Source organism: Bifidobacterium sp. W8114 (genome assembly GCF_016101165.1).
In the GTDB taxonomy this organism is placed as follows: Bacteria; Actinomycetota; Actinomycetes; order Actinomycetales; family Bifidobacteriaceae; genus Bombiscardovia; species Bombiscardovia asteroides.
The window spans coordinates 113933-138881 of record NZ_JACFRA010000004.1 but is presented as its reverse complement, the minus strand read 5'-3'; the positions used below and the strand labels follow the sequence as shown (position 1 = coordinate 138881).

The window sequence follows — 24949 nt, the reverse complement described above, 5'->3', positions numbered from 1 at the left end:
GGGGTGGTGCATGTCAGAATCCGCACAAGATGCCGGTCGTTCCAAGCTCAAGGTGGGCTCCGAGGAGTTCGAATACTACCGGATCAGCGACCTGCCGGGAATCGACCACCTGCCCTACAGCCTGCGCATCCTGGCAGAGAATCTGCTGCGGCATCAGAACGGGACCACGGTGACCCGGGACCAACTGGACCAGCTGTTGGACTGGGACCCCAAGGCCCAGCCCGACAGGGAAATCCAGTATAGTCCCGCCCGGGTGCTCATGCAGGACTTCACCGGCGTGCCCTGCATGGTCGACCTGGCCACCATGCGCGACGCCGTCAAGGCCCTGGGCGACGACCCCTCCCTGGTCAACCCGCTCATCCCCGCGCAGATGGTCATCGACCACTCCGTCCAGGTGGACAGCTCCGGCATGCCGGGCGCCCTGGAACACAACATGGACATGGAATACCAGCGCAACAGTGAGCGCTACCGCTTCCTGCGCTGGAGCCAGCAGGCCTTCCAAAACTTCCGCGTGGTGCCCCCTGGCACCGGCATCATCCACCAGGTCAACCTGGAGTACCTGGCCCAGGTGGTCATGCGCAGGGACAGAACTAAAGGAGAGGGGCCGGCCCTGGTCTACCCGGACTCCTGCGTGGGTACCGACTCGCACACCACCATGGTCAACGGCCTGGGTGTGCTGGGCTGGGGCGTGGGCGGCATCGAGGCCGAGGCGGCCATGCTGGGCCAGCCCATCTCCATGCTGGTGCCCCAGGTCTTGGGCTTCAAGCTGACCGGGTCCATTCCCGAGGGGGTCACCGCCACCGACGTGGTGCTGACCGTGACCCAGATGCTGCGCGAGGTGGGCGTGGTGGGCCGGTTCGTGGAGTTCCATGGCAAGGGCCTGGCCCAGGTCCCCCTGGCCAACCGGGCCACCCTGGGCAACATGAGCCCTGAGTTCGGCTCCACCTGCGCCATCTTCCCCATCGACCAAATCACCCTGGACTACCTGCGTCTGACCGGCCGCAGCGACGATCATGTGCGCCTGGTGGAGGCCTACGCCAAGGCCAACGGCCTGTGGATGGACCCGGAGGATGCCGACTGCCCCGAGCCTGAGTATTCGCAGGTGCTGGAGCTGGATCTGTCCACGGTGCGGCCGTCCATTGCCGGCCCTCGGCGGCCCCAGGACCGCATCCTGCTGGACCAGGCCCAGAAGACCTTCCATCGGGACTTGAAGGATTACAGCGACCAGGACAGGGACGCAGACGGCCAGGCTGTGCCGGTCAGGAAGGCCGACGGCAGCGAGTTCAGCCTGCGGGACGGGGATGTGGTCATCGCGGCCATCACCTCATGCACCAACACCTCCAACCCCTCGGTCATGGTGGCCGCCGGTCTGCTGGCCCGCCAGGCGCGCGCCCGGGGCCTCAAGCCCAAGCCCTGGGTCAAGACCTCGCTGGCGCCAGGCTCCCAGGTGGTGACGGATTATCTGAACCGGACCGGCCTGAGCAAGGACCTGGACGCCCTGGGCTTCGAGCTGGTCGGCTACGGCTGCACCACCTGCATCGGCAACTCCGGCCCCCTGGACCCGGCCATCCACCAGGCCATCGCCGATCATGACCTGACGGTGACGGCCGTGCTCTCGGGCAACAGGAACTTCGAGGGGCGCATCAGCCCGGACGTCAAGATGAACTACCTGGCTTCGCCGCCCCTGGTGGTGGCCTACGCCCTGGCCGGCACCATGGACTTCGACCCCTGGCGGGACCCCCTGGGCCAGGACAGCCAGGGCAAGCCGGTCATGCTGGCGGACGTCTGGCCCTCCCGGGAGGCCATCGAGTCCGTGGTGGGCACCGCCCTGGACCGGGACATGTACCTGCGCGACTATGCGGACGTCTTCGGCGGGGACGAGCGCTGGCGGAAACTGGAGGTGCCGGAGGGCGAGCTCTTCCACTGGGACCAGGATTCCACCTACATCCGTCGCCAGACTTTCTTCGACGGCATGAAGGCCCAGCCCGTTCCCCTGGAGGACATCCACGGAGCCCGGGTGCTGGCCCTGCTGGGGGATTCGGTCACCACCGACCACATCTCGCCCGCAGGGGCCATCAAGGCCGACGCACCGGCCGGTCGCTACCTGCAGGAGCACGGCATAGCCCCCAGGGACTTCAACTCCTACGGCTCCCGGCGCGGCAACCACGAGGTCATGGTCCGGGGCACCTTCGGCAACATCCGCCTGCGCAACCAGCTGTTGGCCTCGGTGGGGCTGGATGTGCGCCCGGGAGGGTTCACCTACGATTTCCTGAACGGCCAGGAGACGACCATCTTCGAGGCGGCGCAGGACTATGCCAGGCAGGGCACTCCTTTGGTGGTGTTGGCAGGCAGCGAGTACGGCACGGGCTCCTCCAGGGACTGGGCGGCCAAGGGTACCCGGATGCTGGGCGTGCGGGCCGTCATCGCCAGGTCCTTCGAGCGCATCCACCGCAGCAACCTGATCGGCATGGGCGTGCTGCCCCTGGAGTTCCCCGCGGGTCAGTCGGCTCAGAGCCTGGGTCTGGACGGCCAGGAGACCTATGACCTGATCGGCGTCGATGCCCTGAACAGCTCCCTGTCCGAGCAGGTTCAGGTGCGGGCCCAGCGGCCCGACGGCAGCATGGTGGAGTTTGCGGCCAAGGTGCGCATCGACACCCCTGGCGAGGCCGAGTACTACCGCAACGGCGGCATCCTGCAGTATGTGCTGCGTGGTCTGCTGGCCAGGGCCGATCAGGAGGCCTGAAGATACAAAAATCCCCGCCCCCAATGCTAGGGGCGGGGATCTTCTTTTTTGTCAGTTGCGATCGCCGACCAGATCCAGGATGTAGAGGAAGAGGTTGACGAAGTCCAGGTAGAGGTTGAGGGCGCAGAGGATGGAGACCCGCTTGATGGCCTCCGGTCCCTGGCTGCGATAGGTGGCGAAGATGACCCTGGTCTGCTGGGCGTCATACATGGTCAGCCCGGCGAAGAGGATGATGCCGATGGCCGAGACCACGCGCAGGGCCGTGTTGGAAGGGGCCAGGAAGAGCATGACCACCTGGACCAGGATCAGCATGAGCAGGCCGGCCATGAAGATGGACCCCATGCCCAGCATGTTGCGCCGCGTGGTCAGCCCCAGCATGCTGAGGACGAAGAAGAAGCCTGCGCTGATCACCAGGGTCAGCATGATGGAGGGCAGGGAGTAGGCGATGAAGATGGTGCTCAGGGTGAAGCCCATCAGGGCCGCATAGAGGTAGAACATGACCCGGGCGGTGGAGGTGCGCATGCGCATAACCCGGACGCTCAGAATCATGGCGAAGGCCACCTGGACCACGGCCATGCTGATCCAGCCCAGGGCGCCCGTGGCCTGCATGAAGGCCAGGAGCAGACCGGTCCGGGCGGTCAGATAGGCCGTAAGGGCGGTGACCAGCAGGCCGACGGCCATCTCCGCATAGGCGCGGGACATGGAGACCCGTTCCGCCTTTTCAAAGCTGTATGCTGCGTTGGTGTCGATGGGCGCGCCCATGCCGTAGGGCTCACCGCCCTGCATGGTCGGCATCGGCTGCTGCGCGTACTGACCGTATGGGGCCTGCGGCCGCGGATTCCCGTTGAAAGCCATCTGCTCCTCCTTGTCTTCCCGCCTGTGGCGGGATGGTCGTCTTGTTCAATTCTACATGGCCGGTTTGGCCATATAACAGGTGTTTGCTCTGGTTGGAATCGGGTGGGGGTGGCCGTCATGGCGGGGTGGAAGGAGTGTGGTGGGGGCGCGGGAGGATGTGTCGGCTCTCTTGGGGTTTGAGCCTAAAGTGGCACGTTCCTCCCTGCTCCCCCTGTATGGGCCGGGGGCGGGGGGATTGATACGCCGCCCGGCCGCTCTTACTCGTGCGAAGCGTGAAGCAGTCGGTGTGTTTCTTTCCGGTGGCGGCGCGAGGCGAGGACCCCGCCCATGCCGGTCATGCCGGTGGCGAGGGCGAGCAGGATGCCCTGCCCGCCGGCCCTTGGGAGCGCGCCTGCGGGCAGGTACGTGTACCTGAGGGAGGTGTCCGGCGTTTGGGATGCGCCGCCCAGCGTATAGTCCACGCTGACCGTGACCGTGCCCGGCAAATGTGCGGGCGTGGTCACGGTGACACTATTGCCATCGCCGCGTGTCAGGCCTGATACGGGGGTCTGGTCGAATCTGACGCCGGTGATCACCAGCTGCAGGTTAAACACCACCGGCACAGGAGCCGATTTGTTGTTTGTGGTGCCGTCGCCGAGTCGACCAGAGTCGTTGCGTCCCCATGTTTTGGTGTTCCCGTCCGTGTCGATGGCCAGCGAATGCTGGTCACCGGCGATTATTCGCACGGCGTGCAGCCAGGGGCCGGCCTTGCTTGTGGACTGTTCGGAGGCGAGCACCTTTACAGGGTAATAGTAGCCGCTGGTTGTATTGTTCCCGAGCTGGCCCTTATCGTTCTCTCCCCAGGCGTAGGCGTATCCGTCGCTGCCCAGGGCCAATGAATGCTCGTATCCACCGTCCACTTGTGTGGCTTGCAGTCCTTTGCTCTCGTCATCAGGGTTGGCGGGGTCGCGCACGTGCACGGGAACAGTCGAATCCGTTGTGCTGTTATTTCCGAGTTGGCCGCAGTAGTCGAATCCCCAGGCGTAGGCGTATCCATCGTTGCCCACGGCCAGCGAATGAGAGTATCCTGCGCTCACCTGTGTGGCTTGCAGTCCTTTGCTCTCGTCATCAGGGTTGGCGGGGTCGCGCACGTGCACAGGAACAGGATTCGCGTTAGTGCTGCTGGTCTTCCCGTTGCCGAGCTGGCCATTTTTGTTGTATCCCCAGGCGTAGGCGTATCCGTCAGTCCCGATGGCCAGCGAATGCCGCCATCCGGCGCTCACCTGGGTGGCTTTCAGTCCTTTGCTTACGTCAGCGGGGTCGCGCACTTGCACGGGAACATCAGACAAATCGTCGCTGGTGTTGTTGCCGAGCTTGCCATATTCGTTGTATCCCCAGGCGTAGGCGTATCCATCGTTGCCCACGGCCAGCGAATGAGAGTATCCGGCGCTCACCTGTGTGGCTTGCAGTCCTTTGTTTGCATCCTCGGGGTTGGCGGGGTCGCGCACGCGAATTGGTTTTGATGAATCGGACTTGGTCTTGTTGCCGAGCTGGCCATAGTGGTTGTATCCCCAGGCGTACACGTATCCGTCACTGCCCAGGGCCAGGGAGTAATAGCTTCCGGCGCTGACCTGCACGTATGTGAAATCTGCAGGCAGATCCGGATACGTGTTGCGGTCAGGTTTCCTCACCATGACCGGCGTATGCCGCTCGGTGGTCGTCCCGTCGCCGAGCTGGCCATACCTGTTGTCTCCCCATGCGTAGGCGTTCCCGTCGCTGCCCACGGCCAGGGAAAAGCCATAGGTAGTACTACTGTCGTTTTTCGATCCGCTGACCTGGCTGAACCTGATGTTTCGCCTGGTGATGTCAGGCGGGGTGATGATGGTGGACTCGTTGCCCAGCTGGCTGCCTTTATCGGGGCTGATGCTCCACGTGTTGTTGGGGTCTTGGAAGGTCCATTTGGCGGTGAGGGTGAGGTTCTTGGTGACGGGCTTGCTGAAGTCGTAGGCGATGTTGCCGGTGAACCATCCGTCGAACTGGTAGCCTTCTCGTGTCGGGTCGGGGGAGGGCCGTTTGACTCTGCTGTTTGGGGTGGAGAAGTTCTGATCTGCTGGTTCGGGGTTTCCTCCGTCCGCATTAAAAGTGACTTTGTAAGTGGATCTTTGCTGGTTGTCTCTGGTGAGGGTCTGGTCGACGGTGTAGTTGAGGCTCCTGGTGAAGGGTTGGCCGTCCTGCCTGCCGGCGAGTGTGATGGCGGCTGGCCCCGGTTTATGGGCGGGGATTTCCGTCTGCCAGGCATCGTTGCTCTTGTTGAGTGTCAGTGTTTGGCCGTCCATGCTGGCTGTTTCCAGGGTGGGTCCGGTGGCATCGTCGGTTCTGGCTGGCTTGCCTGGATTGTTTTGAGCGTCCGGGTTCCATGTGAACATGTCGCCCTGCCTGCTGACGGCGGTAATCCTGCCGCCTGCAAGGACGGCCTGCGTGTATGTCTGGTTGCTGTTGTCCACCCGGATGGGAGTTCCGGCTATCTTCCAGAACCAGACGTGGCCCTCTGTGTCGGTGATTAGGGCCTGGTCCTTGTCGGTGCTGATCCTGCTTGCTTTTATGCCCTCTGGCAGGCTGACGGTTGTCGGTTTTGTTGTGCTGTCGGCCAGGTAGTAGATTTGCCCGTCCGCGTCCAGGAGGAGGAACCCCTGGTTGAGGGCCTGGGCCTGGACGGTGCGTGTGCCTGGTTCCTGTTTGATGGGTTCCGGTCTGGTTTTTCCGGTGTTGCTTGTCTCCCGGGTCCAGGCCTGCCCGTCCGTGTCCACGATGAGGATTCGGCTGCCGGATGCGGCGGCGAGGACGGCCTGCGCCTGCCCGGGCAGGCCGATGGTTTCCTGTACTGTGGACTTCGGATTCTGGCTGTTGGTCTGATTGACTTGGAAGATGTGGACCTGTCCCTGCCGGTCCACGGCCAGGAGCCGATTATCGTTCATGCTGATGCTGGTGAACCCGGCGTTCTGTCCGGTGTCCAGGAGCGTGGGTACGAGCTGTTGGCTGTCCCAAATGTAGATCCGCTGGTCGGATCCCAAGGCGGCCTGCCGGCGGCTGCCGGCTGCGGCCTGCAGGTAGCGGAACCCGCCGGGAGCCTGGGCGGGGGCGGGAACCTGCTTGGGTGTGTGGTCCTGTGTCCAGGTGTGGATGCGCCCGTCGCCGGTCAGGCCCACAACCTGGTTACCTGCGGACTGGATGCTCGTGTAACAGGGTTCCTGCCTGTCGGGCGGGCTGATGGTCAGCCTGGCGCCGGTGGCGGGCCCGTGCTCCGGGCTCAGCCGCCAGTCCGTGGTCTTCGACCATTGGGCTGTCAGGGTCGTGTCCTGCAGGATGGGGGTCTGGAAGTCGTAGGGCTGGCCGTCAAGCGTCCATCCGTCGAACCTGAAGCCGGGACGTTGAGGGTTGTGTTGCGGGGGGGTGGCAAGCGTCCCGGTCTTCACGGTCTCCTGTGTGGGCGTGCTGCCGTCGGCCGGGTCGAAACGCACCATATGTGCGGCTTGACCATCCGTTTTATTATTTGGTTTGTCAGGAGCTGGTTCTGCGCTGTCTATATTGTTCGTCGACGTTGACGGAGTGCTTGGACTCGGCGTTGCTGGGCTTAACGGTGGGGTGGCTTGTATCGGCGATGGCGAGGAAAGTGGGATATTTGATGCGTTGCCGGGGAGGGTGGCGGGGGTTTGCTCAGCTACGCGAGGGGTCTGACGACCCCCCCCCCCCCGGTGAGTATGGGAGCGTCCGCCTGGGCGGATGCGACGCCCAGGCCTGCCAGCAGGCCCAGCAGGACGGTCATCATCGCCAACACGCGACGCAGACGGGAAACCAGATGCATGAAACCAAAACCCCTTCACCAAACACCAAGCGGTACCAACACCGCCCATCAATTGAAATTCTACCTGCCAGCGCCAGCCCTGCATCGGATTACAGGAATCGTGGTGGAAGCCAGCTGTCTTCTCGACATCCCCTTTTTTCACCCTACCACCCGGTCAGCAAACAACACACGAACCAGAGTCAGCCGCTTGGCGACGGTGATTCTCTCGGTCAAGGAGAGTCGTTGTTGACAGCGTTATTTGAGAACGGGAGCACGGACAGCGTCAGGGCCGGCTCGAGTTGTAAACTTTGCAAACTCTATGGTCGACTCTTCTGTGTTCATCTCCCTTCCTGGGCGGAAACAAGAGAGGTTTGCCTGTATCATCACAGGCAGAAGTGTGGTGGGGGCGCGGGAGGGGTGTCGGCTCTCTTGGGGTTGAGCCTTACTTAAATGACACGTTTCTCCCTGCTCCCCCCCCCCCTATATGGGTCGGGGGCGGGGGGGGGGATTGATACGCCGCCCGGCCCGTCTTACTCGTGCGAAGCTTGTGACAGTTGGCGTGTTTCCCTCCGGTGGCGGCGGGATGCCAGGACCCCGCCCATGCCGGTCATACCGGTGGCCAGGACCAGCAGGGTGCCTTTCCCTCCGGCCTTGGGGAGCACTCCTGCGGGCATGTACGTGTATTTGAGGGAAGTGTCGGTCAGGGTATTTCCCGCGCCGCCCGTTGTGTATTTAACGCTGACTGTGACTGTGCCCGGCAGGTGTGCGGGCGTGGTCACGCTGACGCTGCTGCCATCGCCGCGGATCAGGTTCGTGCCGGGGCTGGTGTCGAAGGTGACGCCGGTGATCACCGGCTGTAGGTTGAACGACACCGGTGAAGGAACAGGACTCTGCCTTCCTGCATTGGGATTGCCGAGCTGGCCATACCAGTTCTGTCCCCAGGCGTAGGCGACTCCGTCCGTGCCAATCGCTAGTGAATGCCGCCATCCTGTGCTGACTTGCAGGGTATTCAACCAGGGTCCGGCCGAGCTCGTGGACTGCGCGGAGGCAAACACCTTCACAGGGGAATTCCGGTCAATGGTGGTGTTGTCGCCGAGCTGACCATAGTCGTTGTGGCCCCATGCCCAGGTGTTCCCGTCCGTGTCGACGGCCAATGAATGGTAAACTTCTGCGCTCACCTGCACGGCTGCCACTGCGCCCGCATTCGCGGGGTATCGCACCTTTTGGGGGATATAATTCGTGTCTGCATCTGTGTTGCTGTAGCCGTTGCCGAGCGAACCGTACTCATTGTAGCCCCATGCCCATGTGTTGCCATCCTCGCCGATAGCCAATGCGAACCAGCTTCCGGCGCTCACCTGGACGGCCTTCAGCCAGGGGCCCGCAGCAGCCGTGGACTTGTTGGAGGCGAACACACGGCTGGGCGTGAGGTGGAAACTATTGTCGGTGGTGTTGTTGCCGATCTGGCCATGGTTGTTGTAGCCCCAGACGTACACATACCCGTCCTGGCCTAGGGCCATGTCGAAGGACCAACTTGTGCTGATCTGCACGGCGTGGAGGACGCCGCTGGCATCCGAGGGGTCCTTGACGGTTGTGGGCACGTTCTGCGGGCTGGAGCAGTCATAGCCGCCTCCTTTGGATATGCTGCCCCAGGTGTATACGGTGCCGTCGGCGCCCAATGCCAAGGAGTTCCAGGCTCCTGCGGCGACCTGGATCGCCTTCAGGCCTTCACCGGTGTTGCCGGGCCCGTGCACGCGCACAGGGGTTGATGAATTGGATGTGGTGTTGTTGCCGAGCTGCCCGTGGTCGTTGAGCCCCCAGGCGTACACGTAGCCGTCGCTGCCGACGGCCAGCGAATGGTAGCCTCCGGCATCAGCCTGCACGTAGGTGAAATCCGTGGGCGCGCCTGCGGGCTTTGGCACCGGGGCGGGCGTGTTCTGCTGGGCGGTCGTGCCGTTGCCGAGCTGGCCGGACTCGTTGTTGCCCCAGGCGTAGGCGTTCCCGTCGCTGCCCACAGCCAGTGAATACCCCGTCAGATCAGCATATACGTATCCTCCGCCACTGACTTGGCTGAATCTGATGCCTCGGTTGGCGTCTGGCGGGGTGATAGTGGTGGTTTCCTTGCCCAGCTGGCTGCCCTTGTTGGGGTTGATCTTCCACGTGTTGTTGGGGTCTACAAGCGTCCATTTGGCGCTGAGGGTGAGGTTGCCGGTGACGGGTTTGCTGAAGTCGTAGGCGATGTTGCCGGTGAACCATCCGTCGAACTGGTAGCCTTCGCGCGTCGGGTCGGGGGAGGGGCGCTGGACCCTGCCGTAGACTGGCTGGATGCTCTGGTCCTGTGGGGTCGGGCCTCCTTCGCCCGTGTTGAAATGGATCGCATAGGCGGAGCCCTGTCGGACCTCTCTGGTCAGGGTCTGGTCGACCGTGTATTTAAGGCTCCTGGTGAAGGGCCGGCCATCCTGCCTGCCGACGAGTGTGATGGTGGTTTGCCCTGGCTTGTGGGCTGGGGCGTCCGTCTGCCAGGTGCCGTTCTGTTTGCTGAGTTTAAGCGGCTGGCAGTCCAGGCTGGCTGATTCCAGGATGGGCGCCTGGGTGGTGTCGAGCCGGTCTGGCTGATTTTGCTTGTCTTGAGCATCTGGATTCCACGCGAACAAGCCGCCCTGCCTGCTGATGGCGATTATCCTGCTGCCGGCAGCGGTGGCCTGCATGTACTGCTGGTTTCCGTCGTCCTCCCGGGTGGGCGCTTCGCCGGGCTTCCAGGCCCATACGTGGCCGTCTTTGTCAAGGACTGTGGCCTGATCGCCGCTGCTGTTGATTCTGCTGATCTGCGTGCCGTCGGGCAGGCCGGCGACTGTGGGGCTGCTCATGCCATCGGCGAGATACCAGGCCTGCCCGTTCTCATTCAGGAGGAGGAACCCCTGGTTGAGGGCTTGGGCTTGGACGATGCGCATGCCCGGCTTCTGCTTGACGTGTGCGGGTTTGGCGTTTCCGGTATCAGTCGTGCCCCACGCCCAGGCCTTTCCGTCCGCGTCCACGATGAGGATCCGTCTGCCAATGGCGGTGGCGGTGGCGGTGACGGCCTGCGCTTTTCCGGGCAGGCTGGTTGTGGCCTGTTGTATGAATTTCGGGTTCGGGTCCTGGCTGTCGGCATCCCTGGACTGATAGGCGTAGACCTGTCCCTGCCGGTCCACTGCCAGGAGCCGATTATCGGTGATGCTGATGCTGGTGAACCCGGGATCCTGGCCGGTGTCGAGGATGGCGGGCGTCGACTGCTGGCTGTTCCAGGTGTAGATTCGTTGGTCCGATCCGAGGGCTGCCTGCCATCGGTTGCCGGCTGCGGCCTGCAAGTAGCGGAACCCGTCGGCGGCCTGGAAGGGGGCGGGAACCTGCTTGGGTGTGCCGTCCTGCGTCCATGTGTAGATGCGTCCGTCCCCGGTCAGGCCGAGGATCTGGTTTCCTGCGGCTTGGATGCCGGCGAATTGAGGTTCCTGCCTGTCGGGCGGGCTAATGGTCAGGACTGTTCCGGAAGCGGGCCCGTGGTCCGGGCTCAGCGTCCAGTCCGTGGCCTTCGACCATTGGGCTTTCAAGGTCATGTCCTGGAGGACGGGGGTTCGGAAGTCAAAGGGCCGGCCGTCAAGCGTCCACCCCTCGAATCGGAAGCCTTGACGCTGAGGATTCTGTTGCGGGGGAGTGGCAAAAATGCCGGTTTTCACGCTCGCCTGGGTGGGCTTGCTGCCGTCGGTCGGGTCGAAGCGCACTGTATGCACGGCTTGATCATCTGTCTTCTCCCCTGATTTGGCCGGAGCGTGGTCTGTGCTGTCCGGAGTGCCCGTCGCCGATGACGGGGCGCCTGGCGTGGGGCTTAGTGGCGTGGTGGCTTGTATTGGTGAGGGCGAGGAAAGTGGCATGTCTGTTGCGTTGCTGGGGGGAGTGGCGGAGGCTCCGTCAGCTACGCCAGGGGTCTGAAGACCCCCTTCCCCGGAGGGGATGGGAGCGTTCTCTTGGGCGGATGCGACACCCAGGTCCGCCAGCAGACCCAGCAGGACGATCATCATCACCAGGATGCGACGCAGCCGGGTACCCAGACGCATGACTCATAAGCCCCTTCACCAAACACCAAGCGGAGCAAACGCCGCTTGCAGAATAAGGTTCTCCCCGTCGGAAAGCTGCCAATCGCTCAACGCCAGTCCGCGCAACAGACTGCGTGAATCATGGCGGAACCCAGTCGTCTTCTCGACTTCCCCTATCTCTCACCCTACCACCCAGCCCACAGACAACACATACAAGCCAAATCAGCTCTTTGACGACAATGAATTTTTGTTGAGGAATAGCGTTTGTTTACAGCGATTGTCTGGTACTGAGAGCACGGACGAAGACCGAGCGGACTTGGATTCCATTCCCCCCCCCCCCTGGTCGGCGGCCCAAGTTTCCCTTTCGAGGGCAGAAACCTGCCGTGCATGCCTGCTCCTAATGTCTGTCAGCGGCAGTCGACAGTAGTGTGGGGTGGGGGCGCAAGAGGAGTGTCGGCTCTCTTGGGGATGAGCCTTGTATGTGACATTCCTCCGTGCGCCCCCGTTGTAAGCCGGGGATGGGGGATTGATCCGCCTCCGGCCTGTCTTACTCGTGCGAAGTGTGCAGTAGCCTGTGCCGTTCTCTCCTGTGGCGGCGTGAGGCCAGGACTCCGCCTGCAGGCAGGTACGTGTATCGGAGGGAAGTATCGGGCTGCTGGGCTGTGCCGCCCAGCGTGTAGTCCACGCTGACCGCGACCGTGCCCGGCTGGTGTGCGGGCGTGAGCACGGTGACGCTGTTGTCATTGCCGCGCGTCAAGCCTGTTGAGGGAGTCTGGTCGAATCTGACGCCGGTGATCACCAGCTGCAGGTTGAACGTCACTGGCACAGGAACGAGACTGCGGCTTCCTGCGTAGGGATTGCCGAGCTGGCCAGCGTTGTTGTATCCCCAGGCGTAGGCGTTCCCGTCGCTGCCCAGGGTCAGCGAATGATTGCCTCCGGCGCTGACCTGCACGTAGGTGAAACCCTCCGGCAGGTCCGGGTATGTCTTGCGGTCAGGTTTTTCACCATGACCGGCGTAGTCTGATACTCTGCTGTCGTCCTGTTGCCGAGCTGGCCATTCTTGTTGTTTCCCCAGGCGTATGCGTTCCCATCGCTGCCCACAGCCAAGGAGAAACAAGAGCTGTAGTCTTTCCCACCGCTGATCTGGCTGAATCTGATGCCCCGGCTGGTGTCTGGCGGGGTGATGGTTGTGGATTCCCTGCCCAGCTGGCTGCCCTTGTCGGGGCTGATGCTCCACGTGCTGTTCTGGCTTTCGGTCCATTTGGCGGTCAGGGTCAGGTCCGTGGTGACGGGCCTGCTGAAGTCGTAGGCGACCTGTCCGGTGAACCACCCGTCGAACAGGTAGCCTTCGCGCGCCGGGTCGGGGGAGGGCCGCTTCACCCTGCCGTTCGGGGTAGGGAAACTCTGGTCTGCTGGTTCGGGGTTTCCTCCGCCTGTGTCGAAGTGGACCGTGAGCGTGGATCTTGGTTCGGCGCCTCGTGCCAGCGGCTGGTTGACCGTATAGTTGAGGCTCCTGGTGAAGGGCTGGCCGTCCTGGCTGCCGGTGATGAGGATGGTGGCTGGTCCTGGCTTGTGGGCGGGCATGTCCGTCTGCCATGAGTCGTTGTTCCTGGTGAGTTTGAGCGGTTGGCTGTCCGTGCTGGCTGTTTCCAGGGCGGGCGCCTGGGTGGTGTTGATTCTGGCGGGTTTGCCTGGCCGGCCCTGCTTGTCCAGGCTCCACTGGTGTAGGCCGCCCTGCTTGTTGATGGCGGTGATCCTGCTGCCGGTGCTTGCGGCTTGCATGTACTGCTGGCTTCCGTCGTCCGCCCGGGTGGTCTTGCTGCCGGGCTTCCAGGCCCATATGTGGCCGTCCTTGTCGGTGATGGCGGCCTGGTCGCCGCTGCTGTTGGTTCTGCTGATCTGCGTGCCGTCGGGCAGGCCGGCGGCTGTCGGCTTGGTTGCGCTGTCGGCCAGGTACCGGGTCTGTCCGTCCTCATTCAGGAGGAGGAGCCCCTGGTTGAGGGCCTGGGCCTGGAGAATGCGCGTGCCCGGGTCCTGCCTGACGGGTTCGGGCTCGGCGTTGCCTATGCTGTTCGCGTCCCGGGTCCAGGCCTGCCCGTCAGAGTCCACGATGAGGGTCCGGCTGCCGGAGGCGGCGGCGGTGACGGCCTGCGCCCGTCCGGGCAGGCCGGTCTCGGCCTGCTCCAGGGGTTTCGGGTTCGGGTCCCGGCTGTCGGCATCGCTGGACTGGTAGGTGTGGACCCGGCCTTGCCGGTCCACGGCCAGGAGCAGGTCGTCGTTGATGCTGATGCTGGTGAACCGGGTGTCCTGTCCGGTGTCGAGGATGGCGGGCGTGGACTGTCGGCTGTCCCAGGTGTAGATCCGCTGGTCGGATCCGAGTGCCGCCCGCCAATGGCTGCCGGCTGTGGCCTGCAGATAATGGAACCCGTCGGATGCCTGCGTGGGGGAGGGAACCTGCACGGGTGCGCCCTCCTGTGTCCAGGTGTGGATGCGCCCGTCGCCGGTCAGGCCCACAATCTGGTCTCCCTCGGCCTGGATGCTCGTGTAACAGGGTTCCTGCAGGCCGGGCGGGCTGATGGTCAGCCTGGCGCCGGTGGCGGGCCCGTGCTCCGGGCTCAGCGTCCAGTCCGTGGTTTTCGACCATTGGGCTTTCAGGGTCGTGTCCTTCAGGACGGGGGTCCGGACGTATTTTTCCCGCCAGTATGTTTCGGCTGAAAGTCGTGTCCTTCAGGACGGGGGTCCGGAAGTCGAAGGGCCGGCCGTTGTATGTCCATCCGTCGAACCGGAATCCCTCACGTACGGGATTATGTTCCGGAGTGGATGCGAGGGTGCCCGTCTTCACGCTCGCCTGTGTGGGTGTGCCGCCGTCGGCCGGGTCGAAGCGCACCGTGTGAGTGGTCTGCTCATCCGTCTTGTCGGACGGCTTGGCCGGAGAGGAGCCTGCGCCGCCCGTGCCTTCCGTCGGCGTCGTGGGGTTCAGGGGCGGGGCGGTTTCCAGCGGCGAGGGCGAGGGCAGCGGGCTGCTAGCTGCGCTGCCGGGGGCAATGCCGGGGGTTTGCTCAGCTACTTAAGATGTCTGGCGACCCCCCCCCCCCCCCCGCTAAACACAGGAGCATCCGCCTGGGCGGACGCGACGCCCAGGCCTGCCAGCAGGCCCAGCAGGACGATCATCATCGCCAGGATGCGACGCAGACGGGTACCCAGATGCATAAGCCGACAACCTTTCGCCCGCACCGGACACAGCCGCTTCCACCATCCTGGGAAACGTGCTGATGAATTCCTGCCTACAATGTCCCATCCGTCAGGAAGTGGCCTTTCAGGCCACATCGAAAACCCAACCAACTGCCCAACAGCATTGCACCCATCATGCTATCCGAAAAAGCGCCGCACATGGTGTAACCCACAATAAACGCTTCGAAATATAGGCCAAGCCAGCTTCGGGCTACGTGCCGGCACAATGCCCCCGTTTACCGCCTCACTGATGAAAAAGTGAGCAAACATCGTACCGCTAGCCAGTACTTCAACCTACCAGATTGCGCCTGCCGGTTGACCGCCAGCATATGGGGGCCGGGAAACGCTCGGAATCGAATCTAATCCGGATGTTGCATGGCTGTGTCCATGATGCCGATGCCGGTTCGGTGGAAGTCAGCATATGTGTGGTGGGAGGGGCGCGGGAGGCGTGTCGGCTCCCTTGGGGATTGAGCCTTCAGTGACACTTTTCCTCCGTGCGCCCCCGATAAGCCAGGGCCGAGGGATTGACCCGCCCCTGGCCGCTCTTACTCGTGCGAAGCGTGTAATAGTTGGTGTGTTTCCCTCCGGTGGCGGCGGGATGCCAGCATCGCGCCCATGCCGGTCATGCCAGTGGCCAGGGCGAGCAGGATGCCTTCCCCGCCTGCCTGGGGGAGCACGCCTGCAGGCAGGTACGTGTATCGGAGTGAGGTGTCGGTCAGGGTGCTTCCTGCACCGCCCATCGTGTAGTCCACGCTGACCGTGACCGTGCCTGGTTGGTGTGCGGGTGTGAGCACGGTGACGCTGTTGCTGTTGCTGATATGGTTCAGGTTCGTGGCAAGGCTGGTGTCGAACCTGGCGGCTGTGATCACCGGCTGCAGGGGGAACATCACCGACACAGGAACAGGATTCGGCTTCTCGCCACTAGTGGTGCCGTTGCCGAGCTGGCCATTGTTGTTTTGTCCCCATACTTTCGCGTATCCGTCAGTGCCGATTGCTGATGAAAAGTATCCTGCGCTGATTTGCACAGCATTCAGCCATGGTCCATCCGAGCTCGTGGACTGCGCGGAGGCGAACACCTTTACTGGGGTACTCTGATTGCTCGTGGTGTTGTTGCCGAGCTGGCCATAGTTGTTGCGTCCCCATGACCAGGTGTTTCCGTTTGTGTCGACAGCTATCGAATGATTGGCTCCGGCGCTCACCTGCACGGCTGTCACTGTGCCCGTACTTGCGGGGTATTGCACACGCACGGGGACAGGATTTGCGACGTGTTCTCCGTTGGTGGTGTTGTTGCCGAGCTCGCCATAGTTGTTGCGTCCCCATGACCATGTGTTCCCGTCCTCGTCGATGGCCAGCGCATGCCTAACGCCGGCGCTCACTTGGACGGCCTTCAGCCAGGGGCCTGCAGCAGTCGTGGACTGACTGGATGCGAACACGCGGCTGGGCGTGGGGTGGAAGACGGTGGTGCTGGTACCGTCGCTGGTGTTGTTGCCGAGCTGGCCGTTGGTGTTGTAGCCCCAGGCGTATACGTACCCGTCCTGGCCGATGGCCATGTCGAAGGACCATCGGGTGCTGATCTGCACGGCGTGGAAGACGCCGCTGGCATCCGAGGGGTCCTCGACCGTTGTGGGCACGGTTTGCGGGACAGTTGCGGGCAAGTTGGACGAGAGGGCCCATGCGCTCTGTAAGCTGCCCCAGGTGTATACGGTGCCGTCGGCAGCCAGTGCCATGGAGTTCCAGGCTCCTGCGGAGATCTGGATGGCTTTCAGCCCTTCGCCGGTGTTGTTGGGCCCGTGCACGCGCACGGGGGTTGACGAATTGGACTTGGTGTTGTTGCCGAGCTGCCCGCGGTTGTTATTCCCCCAGGCGTATACGTACCCGTCGCTGCCGATGGCCAGCGAATGATAGCCTCCGGCAACGACCTGCACGTAGGTGAAATCCGCAGGCGTGCCTTCAGGCTTTGGCACCGGGACCGGTGTGTTCTGCTGGGTAGTCGTGCCGTTGCCGAGCTGGCCATACTTGTTGTATCCCCAGGCGTAGGCGTTCCCGTCGCTGCCCACAGCCAGTGAATACCCCCCCGTCACATCAAACGGGGCGTATCCTCCGCCACTGACCTGGCTGAACCTGATGCCCCGGCTGGTGTCTGGAGGGGTGATGGTGGTGGTTTCGTTGCCGAACTGGCTGCCCCTGTCGGGGCTGATCTTCCATGTGTTGTCGGGGTCTTTGAAGGTCCAGTGGGCGGTGAGGGTGAGGTTCTGGGTGACGGGCTTGCTGAAGTCGTAGGCGGTGTTGCCGGTGAACCATCCGTCGAACAGGTAGCCTTCGCGCGCCGGGTCGGGCGTGGGCCGTTGCACTCGCCCGTAGGGGTAGTCGACCTGCTGGAGGCCGGGCGCCGGGCTTCCTCCGGCCGTGTCGAAGCTGACCGTGTGGGTGGAGCCTTCTCGGATGTCTCTGGTCAGCGGCTGGTCGACCGTGTAGTCGAGGTTTCTGGTGAAGGGCTGGTTGTCCTGGCTGCCGGTGATGGTGATGGTGGCTGGTCCTGGCTTGTGGGCGGGCATGTCCGTCTGCCATGAGTCGTTGTTCCTGGTGAGTTTGAGCGGTTGGCTGTCCGTGCTGGCTGTTTCCAGGGTGGGCGCCTGGGTGGTGTTGATTCTGGCGGGCTTGCCGGGCCGGCCCTGCCCGTCCAGGCTCCACTGGTGGAGGCCGCCCTGCCTGCTGATGGCGGTGATCCTGCCGCCTGCAAGGACGGCCTGCGTGTATGGCTGGCTCCCGTCGTCCGCCCGGACGGGGGTTCCGCCAGGCTTCCATGCCCAGACCTTGCCGTTCTTGTCGGTGATGGCGGCCTGGTTCTTGTCGGCCGTGATCCTGCTTGCTTTCATGCCCTCCGGCAGGCTGACGGCTGTCGGATCGGTTGTGCTGTCGGCCAGGTACCAGGCCTGCCCGTCCGCGTCCAGCAGGAGAAATTGTTTGCCAAGTGCTTGGACTTGGACGGTGCGCATTTCGGTGTCTTGTCTGATGTGTACAGGCTTGGCTTTGCCTATGCTGTTCGCGTCCCAGGTCCAGGCCTGCCCGTCAGAGTCCAGGGCGAGGGTCCGGCTGTCGGAGGCGGCGGCGGTGACGGCCTGCGCCTGTCCGGGCAGGCCGGTCGTGGCCTGCTCCAGGAGTTTCGGATTCGAATTCCGGCTGTCGGCCTGATCGGTTTGGAAGGTGTGGACCTGTCCCTGCCGGTCCACAGCCAGTAGAAGGTCATCGTTCAGGCTGATGCTGGTGAACTTGGTGTTCTGGTTGGCATCGAGGATGGTGGGTGTCGATTGTTCATTGTTCCAGGTGTAGATCTGCTGGTCGGATCCGAGTGCCGCCTGCCGTCGGCTGCCGGCTGCAACCTGCAGGTAGCGGAACCCGTCGGATGCCTGCGTGGGGGTGGAAACCTGCTTGGGTGCGCCTTCCTGCGTCCATGTGTGGATGCGCCCGTCGCCGGTCAGGCCGACTATGTGCTGTCCGGCGGCCTGGAGGCTGACAAATTGAGGTTCTTGATTTTTGGGCGGGCTGATGGTCAGCCGCGTGCCGGTGGCGGGCCCGTGCTCCGGGCTCAGCGTCCAGTCCGTGGTTTTCGACCACTGGGCTTTCAAGGTTATCTCCTTCAGGACGGGGGTCCGGAAGTCATAGGGCCGGCCGTCGAGCATCCACCCGTCGAACCGGAAGCCGGGACGTTGCGGGTTCTCTTGCGGGGGAGCGGCCAGGGTGCCGGTCTTCACTGTTGACTGTGTTGGCTTGCCGCCGTCGGCCGGATCGAAGCGCACCACATGCGAAGTTTGCTCATCCGGCTTCTCTGCTGATTTGGTCGGAGCGGGGTCTGTGCTGCCGGGTGTTCCCGTCGTCGATGACGGGGTGCCCGGGCTTGCTGTCGGGCTTAATGGTGTGGTGGCTTGTATCGGCGATGGCGAGGGCAGTGGGGTGTCTGTTGCGCTGCTGGGGAGAATGCCGGGGGTTTGCTCAGCTACGCGAGGGGTCTGACGACCCCCCCCCCCCGGTGAGCATGGGAGCATCCGCCTGGGCGGATGCGATGCCCAGGCCTGCCAGCAGGCCCAGCAGGACGGTCATCATCGCCAGGATTCGACGCAGACGGGTAACCATATGCATGAAACCAAAACCCCTTCACCAAACATCAAGCGGAATCAACGCCGCTTGCCTATTAAAGTTCTTCGTTCTTCCAGTCGAAAAACCGTTCTGTCTATCGATGCCGATCCTGCATCAAACAGCAGAGTCCAATGGCGGAAGCCAGTCGCCTTCTTGACATCCCCTGCCTCTAACCATACCACCCAGACTTCAGACAACAAACACGAGCCAAGTCAGCTCTTTGACGACAACGGATCTTTTGGTTGGGAAAAGCGTTTGTTTACAGCGATTATCTGGTACTGGGAGCACAGACGAAGGCCGAGCGGACTTGGGCTCCATCCCCCCCCCCCCCTGGTCGGCGTGCCCAAGTTTCCCTTTCGAAGGCAGAAACGTGCCGTGCATGCCTGCTCTCAATTCTTGACTGCAGTATTTGGACAGTAGTGTGGTGGTGGAGGCGCAAGAGGGGTGCCGGCTCTCTTGGGGGGTGAGTTTTAAGTGGCATTCCTCCGTGGGCCCCTGTTGTAAGCCGGGGGTGGGGGGGGGGATTGATCCGCCTCCGGCCTGTCTTACTCGTGCGAGGTGTGCAATAGCCTGTGCCGTTCTCTCCTGTGGCGGCGTGAGGCCATGACCCCGCCCATGCCGGTCATGCCGGTGGCCAGGGCGAGCAGGATGCCTTCCTCCCCGGCCCTTGGGAGAACGCCTGCAGGCAGGTATGTGTATCTGAGGGAGGTGTCGGTCAGGATGCGTCCCGCGCCGCCCATTGCGTAGTCGACGCTGACCGTGACCGCACCTGGCTGGTGTGCGGGCGTGAGCACAGTGACGCTGCTGCTGTTGCTAACAGGAGCCAGGTTCGTGCCTGGGCCGGTGTCGAACCTGGCTGCAGTGATCACCGGCTGCAGGTTGAACAACACCGACACAGGAACGTTTGAGTCGTCAGTAGTGCCGTCGCCGAGCTGGCCATAGATGTTTTCTCCCCAGGCGTATGTGTATCCGTTGCTGCCCACGGCCAGCGAATGATGGTCTCCGACGCTGAACCGTGTGGCTTGTAGCCCTTTGCTTGCGTCAGCTGGACTGGTGGGGTCGCGTACTGGCACAGGAACACTCGAGTTGCTTGTAGTGCCGTCGCCGAGCTGGCGATACAGGTTCCATCCCCAGGCGTATGCGTATCCGTTGCTGCCCACGGCTAGTGAGTGCTCGCCTCCAGCGTTGATCGCTGTGGCTTTGAGCCCTTTGCTCGTGTCCTTGGGGCTGGCGGGGTCGCGCACGCGCACAGGAACTGTCGAATCTGCTGTGTTGCTGTTACCGAGTTGGCCATAGTTGTTTAATCCCCAGGCGTAGGTGTATCCGTCGCTGCCCACGGCCAGCGAATGAGAGTATCCGGCGCTGACCTGTGTTGCTTTCAGACCTTTGTTTGCGTCAGTGGGGCTGGTGGGGTCGCGCACGCGCACAGGAACTGTCGAAGAGTTTTTGCTGGTGTTGCCGAGTTGGCCATAGTTGTTTAATCCCCAGGCGTAGGTGTATCCGTCGCTGCCTACGGCCAGCGAATGGTGCCATCCGGCGCTGACCTGTACGGCTTTGAGCCCTTTGCTCGGGTCAGTGGGGCTGGCGGGGTCGCGCACGCGCACAGGAACAGACGAATCCGTGGTGCTGTTGTTGCCGAGCCGGCCATTGTCGTTCCAACCCCAGGCGTAGACGTATCCGTTGCTGTCCAAGGCCAGTGAATGCTCGTCTCCGGCGCTGACCTGTATGGCTTTGAGTCCTTTGTTCGGATCCGTGGGGCTGGTGGGGTCGCGCACGCGCACAGGAACAGAGGAATTCGTTGCGGTGTTGTTGCCGAGCTGACCATGCTGGTTGCTGCCCCAGGCGTATACGTATCCGTCGCTGCCCACGGCCAGCGAATGCCATTTTCCTGCGCTGACCTGCACATAGGTGAAGTCGGTCGGCACGCCTGCAGGTTCCCTGACTATGTTCGGCGTAATCCGTTGAGTGGTCGTCCCGTCGCCGAGCTGGCCATAGGTGTTGTCTCCCCATGCGTAGGCGTTCCCGTCGCTGCCCACGGCCAAGGAAAAAACATAGGTATAGTATTTTGCTCCGCCGACCTGGCTGAACCTGATACCGCTGGTGCTGTCTGGCGGGGTGATGGTGGTAGTTTCGTGGCCGAGCTGGCTGCCCTTGTCGGGGCTGATCCTCCAGGAGGTGTTGGGGGTTTTGCTGGTCCACTTGGCGGTGAGGGTGAGGTTGTCGGTGACGGGCTTGCTGAAGTCGTAGGCGACTTTGTTGATGAACCATCCGTCGAACTGGTAGCCCCTGCGGGTCGGGTCGGGTGAGGGCCGTTGGACTCTTCCGTAGGGATAGGTGACTTGCTGGTCTCCGGGTTTGGGACTTCCTCCGTCTGTCTTGAAGGTGACCGTGGATGTGGAACTCTGTCGGATGTCCTTCAGAAGCGTCTGGTCGACCGTGTAGTTGAAGCTTCGGGTGAAGGGCTTGCCGTCCTGCCTGCCGGTCAGTGTGATGGTGACTGGTCCGGGCTGGCTTGCGGGCATTTCCGCCCGCCAGGAGCCGTCTGTTTTGTTGAGTGTCAGCGGCTGCCCGTCCAGGCTGGCTGATTCGAGAGTGGCCGCCTGGGTGGTGTTGACTTTTGCTGGCTTGTCTGGCTGGTTCTGGGTGTTGATGCTCCACTGGTATAGGCTGCCCTGCCTGTCTAGGGCGGTGATCCTGCCGCCGATGCGGACTGCTTGCAGGTAGTGCTGGTTCCCGTTGTCCGCGCGCGTGGGTGTCTCGCCTGGCTTCCAGGTCCAGATGTGGCCGTCCGTGCCGGTGATGACGGCCTGGTTCTTGTTGGCGGTGATCCGGCTGGCTTTCATGTTTTCCGACAGGCCGGTGGTTGCGAGGCTTGTCTTGCCGTCGGCCAGGTAACAGGCCTGCCCGTTTGCGCCCAGGAGGAGGAACCCCTGGCTGAGGGCTTGGGCTTGGGTGATGCGCATGCCCTGGTCTTGTCTGATGCGTTCGGGCTTGACGTTGGCGGTCCTGCTTGTGTTCCAGGTCCAGGCTTGCCCGTCCGTGTCCAGGGCGAGGGTCCGGCTGGGGGAGGCGACGGCCAGTGTCGCCTGGGCCTGCTCGGGCAGAACGGTCGTGGCTTGTTCTGTCAATTTTTCGTTCTGACCGTCGATTTGGTCGGCTTGGAAGGCGTGGACCTGTCCCTGCCGGTCCACCGCCAGCAGTAGGTCGTCGTTCATGCTGATGCTGGTGAACCTGGTGTTCTGCTTGGTGTCGAGGATGGTGGGCGTTGTTTGTCCGTTGGTCCAGGTGTAGATGTGCTGGTCGGATCCTATTGCGGCCTGCAATTGGTCGCCGGTTGCGGTCTGCTGGTAGCGGAACCCGTCGGGGGCCTGGGCGGGGGAGGGAACCTGCTTGGGTGTGCCGTCCTGTGCCCAGGTGTAGATGCGGCCGTCGCCGGTCAGACCGGTAAACTGGTCCCCTGCGGCTTGGATGCTCATGTAGTAGGGCTCTTGCAGGCTGGGTGGGCTGATGGTCACCCGGGTGCCGGAGGCGGGCCCGTGGTCCGGACTCAGCGTCCAGTCCGTGGCTTTGGCCCATTTTGCGGTCAGAGTTGTGTCTTGGAGGATGGGAACCTGGAAGTCATAGGGCTGGCCGTCACGTGTCCACCCGTCGAACCGGTAGCCTTCGCGCACGGGGTTGTTTTCCGGAGGGAATGCGATGGTGCCGGCTTTCACGGTCGCCTGGGTAGGAGTGTTGCCGTCGTCTGGGGCGAAGCGCGCCGTGTGCGAAGCTTGACCGTCCGTCTTGCCGGATGGCTTGGCTGTAGAAGGACCTGTGCTTTTGGTGGCGTCCTTCGACGTTGACGGGACTGGGCTTGATGTCGTGGGGTTCAGGGGTGATGCGGTTTGCAGCGGCGAGGGTGAAGGCAGGGGAGTGCTGGTTGCGCTGTTGGGGAGTGTGCCGGGGGTTTGCTCAGCTACGCGAGGGGTCTGACGACCCCCCCCCCCCCCCGCTAAAACAGGAGTGCCCGCCGGACTGGCGGACACGACATCGTCCGCGTTGGCGGACGCGACACCCAGGCCTGCCAACAGACCCAGCAGGACGATCGCCGTCGCCGATGCGCGACGCAGGCGGGTATCCAGATGCATGAAATCAATCCCCTTCACCAATGCCAAGCGGTATCAAGGCCTCCTGCCTATCAGCATTAACGTCTTTCAAAGTTGATGAACCGTCGCTACTGTGGGCATTAATGGCCCATAAAGTAGAAGCCAGCTATCTCCCAACATCCCCAATTTTCACTTTACCACCAAGCCAACAGAGAACGCACGAAATGCAGAAGCGCGACGGTAGGCCCTAAACAACAGCTGATCTCATCTTGCCTGGCAGATAGAATGAACAGACAACACGTCACGGCCTCAGATCGACCGACAAGGAGTATGCCTATATGACCGGAAACGTCACCGACACCGTCATCACCCTCAACAACGGGGTCAGCATTCCCCAGCTGGGGCTCGGGGTCTTCCAAACACCCGATGGAGAGGCCACCAGCCAGGCTGTCACCTGGGCCCTGCAGGCGGGCTATCGCCACATCGACACCGCCATGATCTACGGCAACGAGCAGTCCGTGGGGGAGGGGCTGCGCCGCTCCGGGGTTGACCGGCGGGATGTCTTCCTGACCACCAAGCTCTGGAATGACGATATCCGCGCGGGGCGGGCCAAGGAGGCCTTCAAGGAGAGTCTGGACCGGCTGGGCGTGGACTACCTGGACCTCTATCTGATCCACTGGCCCGCCGAGGGCTGGCAGCAGGCCTGGGAGGACATGGAGGAGCTCTACACCCAGCGACGGGTGCGGGCCATCGGGGTCTGCAACTTCCAGAAGCACCACCTGGACGAGCTGCACACCATCAGCGGCACCAAGCCGGCGGTCGACCAGATCGAGTCCTCGCCCCAGTTTGTCAACGACGACCTGATCGACTACTGCCACGGCACCCTGCGCGTGGATGTGGAGGCCTACAGCCCCCTGGGCGGCACCGGCGGCAACTTGCTGGCCGACCCAAGGCTCAAGGCCATGGCCGAGCGCTACGACCGCTCCCCGGCACAGATCGTGCTGCGTTGGCACCTGCAGCGCGGGGTCATCGTCATCCCCAAGTCCACCCACAAGGAGCGGATCGAGCAAAATGCACAGGTCTTCGACTTCGAGCTGAGCGATGAGGATATGAAGGCCATCACCGCCATGAACAGGGACGAGCGCACGGGCGCGGATCCCGACAACTTCGACTTCTGAGGGATGGTGGTACAGGAGGAGACCCGACCTTGAAGGCGGGGCCTCCTCCTGGGACCCGGCGGAAGCCCCAACCCTTCCACCTGGCCTGGCTTCTATGGTAAAGGATTTGTGAGGATTCAGCTAATCGGCATTGCCGCTGATGGCTTCGTCGTCGGTCTCCTGCTCCTGGGGCGAACCTGAGATGTCGCGGTGGATGGACTGCATCTGCACCTCGATGTTCTGCAGGGAGCGGGCGCAGTCCAGCAGGGTCTGCGAATGCTCGGCCAGGCGGGCGTCGGGCAGGTCGGACTTGTAGCGCAGCTGGTGCTCCAGGGAGGCCCAGTAGTCCATGGCGATGGTGCGGAACTGCACCTCGACCGGCGTGTAGTGGGGGCCCGAGGTCAGGAAGACCGGCACGGCGTAGATGACGTGCAGGCTGCGGTAGCCGTTCATCTTGGGGTTGCGGATGTAGTCCTTGACCCTCAGCACCTGGATGTCCGACTGGTCGGAAAGGTAGCGGGAGACCGAATAGACGTCATCCCGGTAGTTGCAGATGACGCGCACGCCGGCCACGTCGAAGATGTGATCGCGCACCGAGGGAATGGTGACGGGCAGGTTCTTGCGGTGCAGCTTGCCAATCAGGGAGTCCACGCTCTTGAGCCGGCGCTCCATGTGGTGGATGGGGTTGTGACTGAACCGGACCTGGAATTCGGTGTCCAGCACGTCCAGCTTGGTCGAAATCTCGTACATGGCCCCCTCGTAGGTCTGCATGAGATTGACGAACTCCGTTATCTCGTCGATGTCCAGCTTGGGACGGTCCTTTTCGTCCAAGTCCGACAGTCGCTGCTTCATTTCGG

Annotated in this window: 13 protein-coding genes and 1 pseudogene; 2 read left to right on the top strand and 12 right to left on the bottom strand. The window is 63.0% G+C overall.

Going from position 1 to position 24949, the window contains the following annotated elements; all coding sequences use genetic code 11:
* Nucleotides 1–10 precede the first annotated feature (10 nt).
* On the top strand, nt 11–2743 hold the full coding sequence (acnA, locus tag H3T89_RS06660) for an aconitate hydratase AcnA (RefSeq protein WP_198216582.1): 2733 nt from the start codon (nt 11–13) through the stop codon (nt 2741–2743).
* A gap of 51 nt (nt 2744–2794) precedes the next feature.
* On the opposite strand, the gene H3T89_RS06655 is transcribed toward acnA, so the two are convergent.
* From H3T89_RS06655 to H3T89_RS06620, 11 genes and pseudogenes are all read right to left on the bottom strand, one after another.
* Nucleotides 2795–3598: a Bax inhibitor-1/YccA family protein gene (locus H3T89_RS06655; RefSeq protein ID WP_198216581.1), complete on the bottom strand. Its 804-nt coding sequence runs from the start codon at nt 3596–3598 to the stop codon at nt 2795–2797.
* Nucleotides 3599–3855: 257 nt separating this feature from the next.
* Entirely contained in the window at nt 3856–7098 is a 3243-nt protein-coding gene (locus tag H3T89_RS06650) for an RCC1 domain-containing protein (protein ID WP_232348510.1), read from the bottom strand.
* Nucleotides 7099–7295: 197 nt separating this feature from the next.
* Nucleotides 7296–7439, bottom strand: a complete 144-nt coding sequence (locus H3T89_RS06645; RefSeq protein WP_198216580.1) for a hypothetical protein — start codon at nt 7437–7439, stop codon at nt 7296–7298.
* A 509-nt stretch (nt 7440–7948) separates the two neighbouring features.
* Nucleotides 7949–11506 carry an RCC1 domain-containing protein gene (locus H3T89_RS06640; RefSeq protein ID WP_198216579.1) on the bottom strand — a complete coding sequence of 1186 codons (3558 nt, stop codon included), beginning with the start codon at nt 11504–11506 and terminating at the stop codon, nt 7949–7951.
* Nucleotides 11507–12032: 526 nt separating this feature from the next.
* Complete coding sequence (locus tag H3T89_RS09015) at nt 12033–12437, bottom strand: hypothetical protein (RefSeq protein WP_332461049.1); 405 nt, start codon at nt 12435–12437, stop codon at nt 12033–12035.
* Nucleotides 12404–13999 carry an InlB B-repeat-containing protein gene (locus H3T89_RS09010; RefSeq protein WP_258326533.1) on the bottom strand — a complete coding sequence of 532 codons (1596 nt, stop codon included), beginning with the start codon at nt 13997–13999 and terminating at the stop codon, nt 12404–12406. The genes H3T89_RS09015 and H3T89_RS09010 overlap by 34 nt, the downstream gene beginning before the upstream one ends.
* A gap of 259 nt (nt 14000–14258) precedes the next feature.
* A pseudogene (locus H3T89_RS09115) lies at nt 14259–14327 on the bottom strand (hypothetical protein); the annotation flags it as partial.
* A gap of 221 nt (nt 14328–14548) precedes the next feature.
* Nucleotides 14549–14695, bottom strand: a complete 147-nt coding sequence (locus H3T89_RS09000) for a hypothetical protein (RefSeq protein WP_232348509.1) — start codon at nt 14693–14695, stop codon at nt 14549–14551.
* Between the two features lie 566 nt (nt 14696–15261).
* Nucleotides 15262–18516, bottom strand: coding sequence for an RCC1 domain-containing protein (locus tag H3T89_RS06630; RefSeq protein WP_258326534.1), 3255 nt, complete (start codon nt 18514–18516; stop codon nt 15262–15264).
* A 190-nt stretch (nt 18517–18706) separates the two neighbouring features.
* Nucleotides 18707–18853: a hypothetical protein gene (locus H3T89_RS06625; protein WP_181415570.1), complete on the bottom strand. Its 147-nt coding sequence runs from the start codon at nt 18851–18853 to the stop codon at nt 18707–18709.
* A 542-nt stretch (nt 18854–19395) separates the two neighbouring features.
* A complete protein-coding gene (locus H3T89_RS06620; protein WP_198216578.1) occupies nt 19396–22977 on the bottom strand; it encodes an RCC1 domain-containing protein in 3582 nt (1193 codons plus the stop codon).
* Nucleotides 22978–23273: 296 nt separating this feature from the next.
* Between H3T89_RS06620 and H3T89_RS06615 the strand changes: the two genes are divergently transcribed.
* Nucleotides 23274–24113, top strand: a complete 840-nt coding sequence (locus tag H3T89_RS06615; RefSeq protein ID WP_121914537.1) for an aldo/keto reductase — start codon at nt 23274–23276, stop codon at nt 24111–24113.
* A 120-nt stretch (nt 24114–24233) separates the two neighbouring features.
* On the opposite strand, the gene H3T89_RS06610 is transcribed toward H3T89_RS06615, so the two are convergent.
* Nucleotides 24234–24944, bottom strand: coding sequence for a GTP pyrophosphokinase (locus H3T89_RS06610; RefSeq protein ID WP_232348508.1), 711 nt, complete (start codon nt 24942–24944; stop codon nt 24234–24236).
* Between the last annotated feature and the right edge of the window lie 5 nt (nt 24945–24949).

Coding starts and splice junctions, on each gene's coding strand:
- H3T89_RS06625 (WP_181415570.1), bottom strand. CDS start 18,853: ATGCATATGGTTACCCGTCTGCGTCGAATCCTGGCGATGATGACCGTC.
- H3T89_RS06620 (WP_198216578.1), bottom strand. CDS start 22,977: ATGCATCTGGATACCCGCCTGCGTCGCGCATCGGCGACGGCGATCGTC.
- H3T89_RS06650 (WP_232348510.1), bottom strand. CDS start 7,098: ATGGTGCGTTTCGACCCGGCCGACGGCAGCACGCCCACACAGGAGACC.
- H3T89_RS06655 (WP_198216581.1), bottom strand. CDS start 3,598: ATGGCTTTCAACGGGAATCCGCGGCCGCAGGCCCCATACGGTCAGTAC.
- acnA (WP_198216582.1), top strand. CDS start 11: ATGTCAGAATCCGCACAAGATGCCGGTCGTTCCAAGCTCAAGGTGGGC.
- H3T89_RS06615 (WP_121914537.1), top strand. CDS start 23,274: ATGACCGGAAACGTCACCGACACCGTCATCACCCTCAACAACGGGGTC.
- H3T89_RS09000 (WP_232348509.1), bottom strand. CDS start 14,695: ATGCATCTGGGTACCCGTCTGCGTCGCATCCTGGCGATGATGATCGTC.
- H3T89_RS06610 (WP_232348508.1), bottom strand. CDS start 24,944: ATGAAGCAGCGACTGTCGGACTTGGACGAAAAGGACCGTCCCAAGCTG.
- H3T89_RS06640 (WP_198216579.1), bottom strand. CDS start 11,506: ATGCGTCTGGGTACCCGGCTGCGTCGCATCCTGGTGATGATGATCGTC.
- H3T89_RS06645 (WP_198216580.1), bottom strand. CDS start 7,439: ATGCATCTGGTTTCCCGTCTGCGTCGCGTGTTGGCGATGATGACCGTC.